This is a genomic window from Limnothrix sp. CMB-01 (genome assembly GCF_055193175.1).
This window is the reverse complement of sequence record NZ_CM143720.1, coordinates 68,285-81,192: the sequence shown is the minus strand read 5'-3', so window position 1 is coordinate 81,192 and position 12,908 is coordinate 68,285. Positions and strand designations below refer to the sequence as shown.

The window sequence follows — 12,908 nt, the reverse complement described above, 5'->3', positions numbered from 1 at the left end:
TTGAAGCCAATTAAAGGCAAAATTGAATTAAAAGTCCGAAAGACGATCCAATAAGGCAGCGATCGGGGCCCGATCGAACGCTTGTGGTTTTGCTTCCAAATAGGCTTGCAAATCAGCCCGGGCCTCGGTAAATCGCTCCAATTGGTAATACAACAGTCCCCGATCGCGCCGCTCCTGAATCGCATCGGGAAAAATCAGCAGAATTTGCTCAATTACTCGGGCTGCACGGATCGGATCCTGCCGACTGATGTAGATTGCCTTGAGGTTGGTCAGCATTCTCACCAGGAAACGATGCGGATCCACCGGTTCCAAAAATTGCGGCTTGAGGGCGACCGGTTGCCCATAGATGCTACTGAGGCGATCGGCGCAATCTTGTGGAAACAGAATCTCTCCCTGGGCAAAGGCATCGACAAAAATCCCCGCCTCTTCAAAGTCGGGGCGAATGATAAAGTGGCCTGGCATTCCAATGCCAACCATGGGGAAATTCAGCCGCTTAGCAATTTCTAAATAGACTAATGAAAGGGTGATGGGAATGCCCAAACGGCGATCCAATACTTCATTCAAAAAGCTATTTCGAGGATCGTAATAATCCGATTGATTGCCGCTAAATTCTAATTCCGTGAAGAGGTATTGATTAATCGCCCGAATCACCCGCATGGGAACCCGATCGCCCGCCAGTCGATCGCCCACCGCCGCCGCCATCTGATCTAATCGGTTTAAATAGGATTCCACCACCAGCCCCGGATAGTCTTCCTGGGCAAGATAGAGGGCTGCTCGGGCTAGGTCAATTTGCTCGATCGGTCGTCGAACCTCTTGCAAAAAAGCCTGTCGAGCTTGGGAAAATTCCATCGTGGCGATCGTCGCTAAAGGGCAGAGTTGAGAATTAAGGCCAGCAAAACCCGAAACAGGCAAAGCCCAGAAATCAAAATAATAACGGAATTAGAAAAGAACCAACACCGCGCACAAAGTTCAGCACCGAAATTCCCACTCCGTTGCCTTCCGACTGCTCACGGCCGCCCTTTTTGACATAGCGCTCCAATTCATCGGAAAACTTTTCCGCCAATGCCTGCTGCTCGGGATTGTTGGCCTGGGCAAAGAGCTGGGCCGCCACTCGCCCATCCCCGATCGCTCCGCCATAGTCCGCCAAGTGCGATCGCGCCACGGCTCGGTTTAGGTAAGCCTCGGCAAATTGCGGATCCTGGGCGATCGCCTGATTGTAGTGATTAATGGCCCCGGCGAAGTTGCGTCGATCAGCCTCATACACGCCCCAGTTGAAACGATCGCGCGGCGTGGCCACCTCGATCGGCAACCCCACAGCCCCAATCACCAGGGCTTGGGTCATGGTGGCCCCGCTGAGATCGGCCCCAAAGAAAACCGCCTCCCGCAAATCCGTGCTCACCAAATTGGCATTGGTCAACTGGGCATTGGTCAGCGTGGCTCCAAACAGGGTGGCACTCTGCAAATTTGCGCCGCTCAAGTTGGCCTGGCTGAGGTTGGCACGGCTCAGATTTGCGCCCCGCAGGTCAGACCCCATCAGGTTTGCGCCGCTCAAGTTGGCATAAACCAGGCTGGCCCCCGTCAAATCGCATTGCACACATTGCCGCGTGAGCAACAGCGTTTGGACATGCTCTGGATTGGCCCCATAGCTCGCAGGACTGGCCAGCACCGTCAGTCCCAATGCCCAGCCCAGCCCAACCAGCCCACGCCCAGCTTCCATAACGGCTTCCTCCCGGTTCTTGTGCCGACACCCTATCTTAGAAGATGTTTCAAACGTCCGAATTGATCGTCATTGATCGTTCAAGCTGATCGATCGGCCGATCAGTCCAGCCCGTCAGCCCAATGGATCGGCCGATCGATCCTTGGACGGGCCCCAAAAACCAGCACAGACCCGATCTACATCCTATGCAGTTCGATTTCAGCTCAATTAAGGTCGCTCATCGCAGTTGGCGAACCTGAATCAGTGGTGCTGATTGGGTTGAATGGCTCAGACTGAATTTCCAGGATTTTGCCGCGCCGTCTTCATTTCAGCCCGTGCCCCTCGGACTCAGAACCATTGCAACAGGGCAGAAATTGAGGAGATTGATCTCAGCATTGACCCGAGATCGAAGCCGGTTTTTGCTCGATGACAAGCTGTTAGAAACTGAAAAAAAACTTCAGATAGCTACAAATTGTCAGTTCCTATGGTCACATCCCGAGAGTTTATGGATAGAATATGCGATTGAAACCGCTATTCGGTAGGGGTTTCAGCCACTCATTCTACTGATTGCCGACCCGGAAACTGGGTTGGCTCCCCTTTGCATTCAGGAGATTTCGAATTATGAATAAAGGCGAGCTGATTGATAAGGTGGCCGAAAAGGCGAATGTCACCAAAAAGCAGGCCGATCAAGTGCTGACCGCAGCGCTCGACTCGATCGTGGAAGCGGTTTCGTCAGGCGAAAAGGTGACTCTGGTGGGGTTTGGCTCGTTTGAGCGCCGTGAGCGGAAGTCCCGCGAAGGCCGCAACCCCAAAACCGGCCAAAAGATGGAAATTCCGGCCACCTGTGTTCCCGCCTTTTCTGCCGGTAAGTTGTTCAAGGAAAAGGTTGCGCCTTAGGCAGTCCCCTAAGCGCCCTTTCAGGTCTCTGTGGTTGCCATGGCCGACTGGTGTTTGAGGGTCGGTCATGGAATTTGTTTTACCAGCGCCCAACAATCTGCATGGCAAAGCAGCGAGCTGCCCTTGAGCCGATCGAATGGGCCGATCGAACCAGGCCCGTGAGTTGCAAGTGAATTAGTGACAGTTTGGGATTAATCGCCCTGGCGGGATGAATCAACGGAAAAGCATCGGTTGTAGACTAAATCCCGACTGCCCGACCCATCATTTTGCAAATTTGCCATGCACGCTTCCATGGATGCTTCCCCGATCGCCCCGCGCCCGTTGAAGGCTACGGTGCTTCAGTTGCCGGTTCATCTGCTGGATGACTACACCCAGTGGTTGTTGGATCGGCGACAGGAGGGAGGCGCGCAGGTGGTGACCCTCAATGCGGAAATGGCGATCGAGGGGGAACGAAACGCCCGGTTGGGGGAAACGATTCGCCAAGCCGATTTGTGCATTCCCGATGGGGCCGGCGTGGCCCTATACCTGAAGCTGCGGGGCTATCGCCAAGTGCGCCGAGTTCCGGGCATTGAGTTAGCAGAATCGGTACTGACGGCCTTTGGTCGATCGCCCAATGCCTACGGAACCGTTTGGTGCTATGGCGGTCAACCGGGTGTTGCTCAGGCGGCGGCCCAAGCCTGGGAAAAACGGGCCCCCGGCATTCAATTTTCAGGAATTTATCACGGCTTTTTGAGCGAAGACGAGCGATCAACCATGGTGCAGGCCATGCGAGAAGCTCAACCGGGTCTGATTTTGGTGGCGCTGGGTGTTCCTCGCCAGGAATATTGGATTGCGGAACACCGCCACCTTTGTCCCAATGCCATTTGGATTGGTGTTGGGGGCAGTTTTGATATTTGGTCGGGCACAAAGGAGCGCGCGCCCGCCTGGTTTTGCGAAAACAATCTGGAATGGCTCTATCGGCTCTATCAAGAACCTTGGCGTTGGCGGCGAATGCTGGCTTTGCCGAAGTTTGCTTGGCGGGCGCTGCTGGAAACGCTACGCCCCCAGCGCTCCAGTTCTCGTTAAGGCGTTGATCAATAGACCTCTTGCATTAATCAAGACCCTCACCCTAAATCCCTCTCCCAAGTCGGGAGAGGGACTTGATCACCCGCCACGAGATCGCCGTAACCCAGCAGTTCTGGCTCCCCTTCGCCCACCTTGGGAGAAGGGGTTGGGGGATGAGGGCAACGAGCTGATTCGTGCAAGAGGTCTAATGAAACTTTGATCAAATGAGACTTTGACCAATTGGTTCCTGATCGATACAGCCTTTACCTAAAAATAATTGGCACGCCATATCACGGATGCCATGAAGCAGTGGTTTGGTGGGCAGTGCCCACCCTACGGGCTGATTGATCAAACTCTGAGCAATTAGTAATTCCTAACCAATCAATTCCCTCTAAAACATGCCTTCAGGAACGGGAATGTTGCCATTGTTGTAGTCTTCCCAAACTCGGAACAGGAACATTCGCCGATCGCGGGCAGTGTTGCCATAATTTTCGAGTTCCGATCGAAACAGTTTGCGCAGCGTGGGATTTTGCGCTAGGCTCAGCAGCTCCTGAAGCTCGGTTTCAGAAAACTGGCTATCGAGACGACGGCTGTAAGTGAGGGCGACGGTTTTCCAGCCGGCCCGCTCCTTGAGCACATCATTCAACCAGTTAATAAATTTCAGGGACTGGTTGGGCGAAACGGCTAAGTCTACAGCATTTCCCAAATATTGATCGTAGCGTTCAGCAACTCCCAATTCTTGCAAAACAGCGGCGATCAGTTGCCGTTTTGTCATGGGCTGTTCAGGCAAGGCCGGCGTGGTTTGCGCAAGCCGATCGCCAGGATTCTCGCTGATCAAATTCACGGTGTTTTGAGGGGTGATCGGCTCTGTGGCATTGGCTGGTTGCAAATGAGCGATCGCCATGGCAATGCAAAGACCGGCAGCCGCAAGGGCGATCGATTGCCAAAAATTAATCCAACGAGCTTGCTTGAGATGGGTCATACCAGTGACTAAAGAAAAGTGGGGAAATGAGGAAAAAGGGGTTGAAGGATGAAGATCTTTGGCTGATTGGCGCAAAATACTAGCGGCCAGATTGCGATCGCTCTCGTTTCCCGATCGTGCCGCGCGTGACTCCTAGTTGGCTGGACAGTTGCAAATCTTGCCAAAGTTCAGTGCCGGAAATTTCGCCCCGCAGGAGTTGTTGATAGCGGGCGATCGAGTGACTGACCCGATCGGGCGATTCATTTAGAAACTCCAACCGGAATCGCCGGGCCCCGGATGCGATTAACCGTTGCACCACCTCTGCACCCGTCTGTGCCACCCCATTAAACACCGTGTTTCGACAGCCCGCATCCGCCTGTAACCGATGCTCCACCCCAGCTCGATCGCGCAGGGTAACCGTTTGTTTTTCGCAGGGACGACCGCAGTTTGTGTGATCGGTTCCGGTGGACAAAAAAGCACAAAAAACGCAATGCTCCATATGGAACATGGGCATATGCTGATGAATCGTAATTTCCAACCAGTCGGGAGGACAGGCTTTCAGCAAATCGACCAATTGATCGGCATTTAAATCGTAGGAGGCTGTGAGGCCGGCCAGTTGAAATTCTTGCTGAAAATAGCTAGCGGCGATTGGGTTGGCCACATTCAGCGAAAAATCTCCCATGCAGCGATCCTGGGCAAAGAAGTTGAGATGGTCATAATTTCGCACTAAATAGCCATCCGCATTGCTGTTGCGAACTTGCTGCAAAATCCAGGTTTCACCGGTTTTGTAAATCCGAGGGGGCGCAACCCAAAGGGTTTGTTGATCCGATTGTTTTTGGGTGCGAAACCATTCCACCAGCGATCGATATTGACGCGGATCTTCTAATTCGCAATAGAGCCGATCGATTCCGGCGGCCATGGCGCTGGCCAGTTGGGCCCGGTTGCGCACCAAAACCGACAGTTGGGCTGGCTTTGGAGCCGGTCGATCGCCCATGGCGGGCCAAAGGTCTCGCGATCGCGCCGTGGCGTGCAATGTCCAACGGGGCGGTTGGGCCCGCTGCTGTTCCAGTTGAGCCACCAAGTCTCGCCGCATCCGGTTTAGCTCGCTGGCGGGCAAAATCACCTCGCCACTGAGTTGTTGCTCAAAGCGATCGAGCCGAAAAGCCGTATTGCCCAGCCGACCAAACTGGTCTTGCAGCCGCTCGGCCGTGAGGGGTTGGCGCTCTGCCGCCGCCAGGGGCATGGTGGACACCACTTGGGCAATGTGGCCCAACTCGTCCCGGGCGATCGCGGTGGCGGGCTGACCCAGCACCCCATGGAATTCAATGGCGATCGGGCGCTGAAATTTGGGTTGCTCGCCCGCGTAGGTTTGGCGCACCCGCTTTTCCAGTTCCGGATCGGAAGTTTTCCACAGCCGATCGCCCGATCGCACCCGTCGCAAATCCAACCTACTGAAGCGATCGACCCGCAACCCCCACAGCTCGCCCGATCGTCCCGGTTCCCGCACCTCACAGATGCGGCCGCCCTGTTCGCCGCCGGGCCCGTCCAGGCCAATGCCATCGCCAGGGCTGAGGTGCAAACCAGTCGATCGCACCCACAACCAATCGCCCTCCACCCGCACCACTTCGCCCAAATAGGCCCCGCGCTTTTTGGCATATTCCCCATGCACCAGCGCTTGGTTATTAATGCCCTCAAACCAGCCCGTGAATAGACCACGAGAAAAGGACATTTCCAATTCGTAGCGATCGGCCGACTCAGCCGATCGCGGTGCTTGTGTCTGCGATCTCGATGGAGCAAGGGGCTGGAGCACCTTGTCTACCGGGTTGGCCACGGCGGCCACCGCCCGATCGAGCGCTTGGCGATAGATTCTTGTGGTGCTGGCCACATATTCCGGCGCTTTCAACCGGCCTTCAATTTTCAGGCAACTGACCCCCGCCGCCACCAACTCCGACAGCACCGGCAACCCAGACAAATCCTGGGGACTGAGCAGATAGTCCCGATCGCCCAAATCCACCACCTGTCCATCGGCCACCAACTCATAGGGCATCCGACAAGCCTGGGCGCATTCCCCCCGATTAGCCGATCGCCCACCCAGCGCCTCACTGGTCAAGCATTGGCCCGAATAGGCCACACAAAGGGCCCCATGCACAAACACCTCCAGCGGCAAAGACAAGCCCCGATCGCCCAACTGGGTTTGAATTTTCTCAATTTCCCGAATCGAACATTCCCGCGCCAACACCACCAACTGGCAACCCAAATTCCGCGCAAACGCCACCCCCGCCGCACTGGTGATCGTCATTTGCGTTGAAGCATGGATCGGAAAATCCGGCGACAGATGCCGAATCAACCGCACCAACCCCACATCCTGCACGATCGCCGCATCCACCCCCGCCGCAATCACCGACTTCAGGTAGCGCTCCGCCTCCGCCAGCTCATCGGTGAAAATCAGCGTGTTGATCGTCACATAGCCCTTCACCCCGCGCCGATGCAGCCAGGCCATCAGCTCCGGCAAATCCGCTTCCGTGAAGTTTTCGGCCCGCATTCGCGCATTGAAGCGATCGAGGCCGAAATAAATCGCATCGGCCCCGTTTTCCACCGCCGCCTTCGCACAGTCCCAATTGCCCGCCGGAGCCAACAACTCCGGCCGCCCCAAGGGCCGCGAAGCTGTCACCACATCCTCTGGGCGCGTGGAGCATGGAACATCGGATTGCTGAGCGTCGGGCAACGAAGAAAGCATGATGGGGGTTGAAAGCTGCTGGTGGATTCGTTTGAAAGGTTCAATGACCAGTATCAGGAAAAAGTACCGCAATCGGTATGTTGGGATGTTGGGATGTTGGGCAGGCAGTTCCCGCTGAAGTCCTGTGGGCGCGATCGCGGTGGACTTGCGTGGGCTGCAATCACCTTTCGCGGCCCTCAGTTTCGTTGAATTATTTTCAGTTGCATGGAAGTTGTGCAGAGTGGCATGGTGTGCAGAGTTGCGTGGAAGCCTGAAATGGGCTAGGCATGATGGGTTAGTGATCAACCGTGATCAATCAGCCGCCCTGATCAGTCACCTCGATCAATCTGTTTGGATTAGTCTGTGCTAATTAGCCTGTGCTGATTAGTTCATACCGACCAGTTCATACGGATCAATCTGCCCGGGTCAGTTAGTCTGTCTTAGTCAGGTTGTTCTGAGAATTCTGGCAGCGGGTGCAGGTTCTGGTTCGATCGAGCCGGTGTTTGCTCCCCTGGCCCAGATCGATCGTTTGAAGTCCCTAGCGTGTCAATTCCTAAATAGCAGCAATGGATCGCCTAAGCATCGTGCAGCCTTTCGGTATTTTGGACGGCAAACAAGCTGGCCCCTTCCGTCAAGAAGTGAGCGATCAGGTTCAATCAGGAATGCAACATATCCTGGTTGACTTTCAAGATGTGTCTTTCATGGATAGTTCGGGACTGGGGGCCCTGGTTTTAGCCTTGAAAACGGCTCGATCGGCCGGAGCCAAGCTTTATCTTTGCTCAATCAATGACCAAGTGAAGATGCTGTTTGACCTGACAAGTATGGATCGGGTATTTGAAATCTATCCCGACCAGGAGTCGTTCATGGAGCATTTCAATTCCCTTTAAAGTTCGATTGAAGGCTCGATCGCCCCTGGGGACTGGCAGTGAGTTATGGGCGAAAATCCTATGAATCTGCAAGATCCCTGTGCAATGCTAGGCATCAACGCTGTGGCGGAGTCTCCAAAACCAAGGCAGGCGGATGGGGCGATCGCCCATGTGGCCCCTCCACAAAGCCCCAGCGAGGGCCGGTCTAGATTTGCATCTCTAGTGAACTGCCGGTGAATCTTTGGTGAACCCTGGAATTTGGAACACCAACTTGCAACCCTAGGCCGAAACACTGGATTTGAGCATTTGCATCGGCCCTAGTTCAACTAGCGGAATGAAAGCGCAGTCATGAGTTGGCCAGACTGGACGAGTTTGATCGTAGGGATCGGCATTGGGTTTTATGGGGCGCTGCGACGCTCAACCAGTCCGGCATCATCACCCAAAACACCTGAAGCAACCGCATCGCAAATCTTGCCAGTCGCGCCCATGCAGCCGATCGCGGCGGGAACCTATCCTGGGCTCCATTCGGAAATGGCTGAGGTTGCAGCCAACTCACTGGATGCCGAAAAAGATGCTGCCAGTGCCGATGCCAGTGCCGATGCCGATGCCGATGCCCAGGATGCTGATCCATCCAACGTCGAGCCATCCAACATCGATCAAGTCCAAAACACCAGCCCGCCAAATGCGGACACTTCAGCCTTAGCTGCTGCCTATCATTTGGCGAAACAGTGGGGTGCGTTTCAGGCGGGATTTTTGGCCCGGACAGCCCATGAGTTGCGATCGCCCATGAGCAGCGCGATCGGGCTGCACCAAATGATTTTGAACGATCTGTGTGATGACTTGGAGGAGGAACGCCAGTGCGTGGCCGATGCCAACCAAGCGGCTCAACGGATGGTGAATTTGCTCGATCGCCTGATTGAAGTGTCCAAATTTAATAGCGGAGCCATTGAGCCAGATTTTCAGGTTGTTGCCCTGTCCCTCATTTTGGATGACGTGGAAGGGTTGACCTATTTACAGGCGGCAAACCGCAACATTGGCTTGGATTTTGAGGAACCGCCCGAGGTGGATGTGTGGGTGGATTCCAAACGAATGCGCCAGGCCTTGGCATTGGTGGTGGATGGTTTGATCACACAGCTTGCCCAGATTGGCGACAAGGGGCCAATTACCCTGCGCACCTCCGTGATTGAGCAGACGGTTCAGATTCAAATCCAAACCACCTGTGCGCTGGAAACCTGGAGCGACCCGATCGACTTGATGGATCCGGGAATGTCCGTTGCCCACAGTGTGGCCGATCTGCGGGCGATGGCGGCCCACAGTCAGCTATCACCGATGATGGGCCTGTGGGTGGCTCAGTTGGCGATCGAGTCGATGGATGGGCAATTAACGGCTACTTCAAGCGAAAACGGCATGGAACTGCTCTGCAAGGTTTCCTTGGCTTAGGGGAATTTGGGCTAACGGCGATCGAGAGGTTCCCGCAGTTCCACAGGGGCTTCCAGTAATTGCAGCGTGGCCCGTTCGGCATCGATCGCGACCGGAATCCCGATCGGGAGGGTGAGCTTATCGGGCACATGGCCCAGGGCCAACCCCTGCCAACTGGGAATTCCCAAGGGGCGAATCCAATCATCCAGCACGCGGTTAAGGGAAAGGGCCGGCTCCCGATCGCCCGGACTCTCGCAGCGCGTGCATTGGGCAAACACGAACCCCACCAACTGATCCAGCAAACCCGCCAGCTTCAGTTGCGACAACAGGCGATCGACCCGATAGACCGGCTCGCCCACCTCTTCCACCACCAAAATTTTGCCCGCCCACTGGGGAAGATAGGTGGATCCCACCATGGCCGCCAACACCGACAGATTCGCCACCACCAAGGGGCCCTGGGCTTGGCCGGGGTGAATCACTCGGTGGGTTTGCTGGGGCGGATTTTGGAGGGTGGCCGCTGTCCCTGCCATCAAAACCTGTTGCCAAGCGGCCGTGGAAAACGCATTCCAGCGAGAAGCGATCACGGGGCCATGGAACGTGACCAAGCCCGATCGCTCGTAATAGGCCAACAACAGGGCGCTGATGTCGCTGAAGCCCAGGAGAATTTTGGGGTGCGATCGCGCCAACTCCCAATCCAGCAGGGGCAAAATCCGCGCACAGCCCCACCCACCGCGCGCACAAATAATTGCCGCCACTTGCGGATCGGCAAAGGCCCGGTTTAAATCCGCCGCCCGATCCCGATCGCGCCCGGCCAAGTAACCATCTCGATCGAATAAATGTCGCCCCGGAACCAGCCGAAATCCTTGCTGAGTCAACCACTGCCAGCCCTGCTGTAGGTCGGCTGCCGCAACGCGCCCCGCCGGAGCCACAATCGCGATCGTGTCGCCGGGTCGGAGCGATCGCGGCCGCAGCAGAGGCCGCAACGGGTTAGCCGTTGGCAATGGCGACAAGGGAGAATCTGCCGCCCTAGCCAGCGATCGGCCGTCGATTTGCGTAGCTAGGGCCAGAGCACCCAAACCCCTAAGCCAAAACCGGCGCGATCGCCCATGGTTGATCATCATTAATCGCTTTTTGAAAAAAGTTATGAATAGAAATGAGAACGGCTCCGCAGCCTGCTCAGTAGACTTCTTACACGAATCGGCTAGCAGCCCTCATCCCCCAACCCCTTCTCCCAGGGAGGGCGAAGGGGAGCCAGAACCATTGCGTTACAGAGATCTCGGGACTGGCGATCAAGTCCCTCTCCGAACTTGGAAGAGGGATTTAGAGTGAGGGTCTTGATTGATACAAAAGGTCTAGTGATTGATTTCATAATTCCATGATCATCCATTACCCAGTCCTAGCTTCAGACAATCTTTTGTTAAGCTAGACTGAGAATTAATTGCAATAATGCTAGGCTCATACTTCAATTAAAACGCCGATTATCCGGCCGAGGTGCGATCGCCAGCAGTCATCAGCAATCCTCGATCGACCCACCATCCCAGGCGCTCAGCGCCCTCGGGGTAGACCCTGGAATTGGGTCACGACAACAGCCGATCTCCCTGCCCAGACTGACAACCACCCCGAACCGGATTTTCATCAACCCGACATTGCCAGCTTCCATGAGACGTTTGACCCGCCGCGCCTTTTTGGCGACCAGCTCAATGGCCACCGCCGCCGTTGCGATCGCCCAGGGTTGCACCCCATCTTCATCCACTTCCAACAACGCCAACGGCAGTTCCAGCAATGGATCCAGCCAAACAGTGTTGCGGCTCTATTCCGGCCGTCACTACGACAGCGACAAGGCTGTTTATGAAGGATTTGAACGCAAAACCGGCATCAAAATCGAATACATCTCCGATGATGCCGACAAGCTCATTGAGCGGATCCAAGCAGAGGGCAGCAACAGCACAGCAGATTTGTTGCTAACAGTGGACGCGGGGCGATTATGGCGGGCTTCGGCAGAAGGGTTGTTTCAGCCGGTGACCCCCACCCAGGCCCCCAACCTTTACAGCGCGGTCCCAGAAAATTTGCGCCACCCGGAAGGCCAGTGGTTTGCCCTGTCGAAGCGGGCCCGCGTGATTATGTACAACAAGGAAAAGGTGCAACCCTCGGAACTCAACACCTATGAAGCGCTGGCCGATGCCCGGTGGCGCAGCCAAATTCTGGTGCGCACCTCCAGCAACATCTACAACCTGTCCTGGGTGGGGGAAATGATTGCTGTCCATGGCGAGGCCAAGACGGAACAATGGGCCCGCAGCATGGTGGCGAATTTTGCGCGGCCACCGGAAGGCAATGACACGGCGCAAATCATGTCCTGTGCAGCGGGCATTGGTTCGATCGCCATTTCCAACACTTACTATTTGGTGCGTTTGGCCAAGTCCACCAAACCGGAAGAGCGCACCGCCTTCCAACGAATTGGAGTCTGTTTCCCAAACCAGGGCGATCGGGGAACCCACATCAACATCAGCGGCGTGGGCCTGGTGAAAAATGCTCGTAACCCCGAAGGGGCGATTCAGTTCATGGAATATTTGCTGAGTCCCGAAGCCCAGGAACTCTTTGCCAAGGGCAACCACGAATATCCCGTGCTGAAGGGTGTGGCGCTGGATCCAGATCTGGCCAAGCTGGGCACTTTCAAGGAATCCACCGTGAGCGCCACCACCTTTGGCCGCAACAACGAGGTGGCGCTCAAACTGCTCGATCGCGCTGGTTGGAAGTAACGTTGCCATGGGCCAGGAACCCACTCCCCGATCGCTTCCTCTGGTTTTGAGTGCCTTCGAGCCTCAGACCCTGCGGGGGTGGTCATGGGTTCATGGCCATTGCCGCTCGATCGCCCAATCAAGTTGACTAATTAACTTAACTTATTAGATTGATCCATGAGATCCAGTCATCGGATCAAAAATCCAGCGTGCCTTGTGCAAACTGCCGCGAAATCGTTTCAGTAAGTCTTTCAGTAAGTCACTGAATTTTGCTAACTAGTGAGCTATTGTCGATCGCTCAGTTGCAGCTTGCATTTGCCAAGCCAATTCATACTATCTCCGCAGGTGCAATGTAGCTTTTTTAGCCAGGTTGCTGAGGCGGAAACTCATAATCCCTAAAAATTGATTCAAAACTTAAATTTGCAATGTAAAAAAAGTTACAAGCCTGTCTCGATTAATAGTGAATCTGTTGATCTCGCCAGGGCAAAATCTTTAGAAAATATTGAAGAAATATTACAATTATCTGAGAAAGCATCTGAAATTCATTCAGAATCATTTCGTTCAATAATGACAG

The 12,908-nt window shown here is 55.1% G+C and carries 10 protein-coding genes; 5 read left to right on the top strand and 5 right to left on the bottom strand.

From position 1 onward, the window contains the following. Positions 1-27: 27 nt before the first annotated feature. Complete coding sequence (locus tag ACZA91_RS00365) at positions 28-849, bottom strand: SirB1 family protein (RefSeq protein ID WP_463184152.1); 822 nt, start codon at positions 847-849, stop codon at positions 28-30. 73 nt (positions 850-922) lie between these two features. After that, entirely contained in the window at positions 923-1,717 is a 795-nt protein-coding gene (locus ACZA91_RS00360; protein WP_099535590.1) for a pentapeptide repeat-containing protein, read from the bottom strand. Between the two features lie 600 nt (positions 1,718-2,317). On the opposite strand from ACZA91_RS00360, the gene ACZA91_RS00355 reads away from it, so the two are divergent. Together ACZA91_RS00355 and ACZA91_RS00350 are read left to right on the top strand one after the other, a co-directional pair. Next, positions 2,318-2,593, top strand: a complete 276-nt coding sequence (locus tag ACZA91_RS00355; RefSeq protein ID WP_099535592.1) for an HU family DNA-binding protein — start codon at positions 2,318-2,320, stop codon at positions 2,591-2,593. Between the two features lie 306 nt (positions 2,594-2,899). Further along, positions 2,900-3,658: a WecB/TagA/CpsF family glycosyltransferase gene (locus ACZA91_RS00350; protein ID WP_190355430.1), complete on the top strand. Its 759-nt coding sequence runs from the start codon at positions 2,900-2,902 to the stop codon at positions 3,656-3,658. Between the two features lie 370 nt (positions 3,659-4,028). Here the strand turns inward: ACZA91_RS00350 and ACZA91_RS00345 are convergent, their stop codons facing one another. After that, positions 4,029-4,619 carry a hypothetical protein gene (locus ACZA91_RS00345; protein WP_463184151.1) on the bottom strand — a complete coding sequence of 197 codons (591 nt, stop codon included), beginning with the start codon at positions 4,617-4,619 and terminating at the stop codon, positions 4,029-4,031. A gap of 79 nt (positions 4,620-4,698) precedes the next feature. Then, complete coding sequence (locus ACZA91_RS00340; RefSeq protein ID WP_463184149.1) at positions 4,699-7,269, bottom strand: peptidase U32 family protein; 2,571 nt, start codon at positions 7,267-7,269, stop codon at positions 4,699-4,701. Between the two features lie 611 nt (positions 7,270-7,880). On the opposite strand from ACZA91_RS00340, the gene ACZA91_RS00335 reads away from it, so the two are divergent. Next, positions 7,881-8,201 (top strand): STAS domain-containing protein, encoded by a 321-nt coding sequence (locus ACZA91_RS00335; RefSeq protein WP_099535598.1) that lies wholly within the window; start codon positions 7,881-7,883, stop codon positions 8,199-8,201. Between the two features lie 510 nt (positions 8,202-8,711). Further along, positions 8,712-9,620 carry a sensor histidine kinase gene (locus ACZA91_RS00330; RefSeq protein ID WP_463184148.1) on the top strand — a complete coding sequence of 303 codons (909 nt, stop codon included), beginning with the start codon at positions 8,712-8,714 and terminating at the stop codon, positions 9,618-9,620. An 11-nt stretch (positions 9,621-9,631) separates the two neighbouring features. Here the strand turns inward: ACZA91_RS00330 and ACZA91_RS00325 are convergent, their stop codons facing one another. Then, positions 9,632-10,720, bottom strand: coding sequence for a S66 peptidase family protein (locus ACZA91_RS00325; protein WP_463184146.1), 1,089 nt, complete (start codon positions 10,718-10,720; stop codon positions 9,632-9,634). Positions 10,721-11,257: 537 nt separating this feature from the next. Here ACZA91_RS00325 and ACZA91_RS00320 point away from each other — a divergent pair. Further along, on the top strand, positions 11,258-12,355 hold the full coding sequence (locus tag ACZA91_RS00320; RefSeq protein ID WP_190530530.1) for a Fe(3+) ABC transporter substrate-binding protein: 1,098 nt from the start codon (positions 11,258-11,260) through the stop codon (positions 12,353-12,355). Positions 12,356-12,908 lie beyond the last annotated feature (553 nt).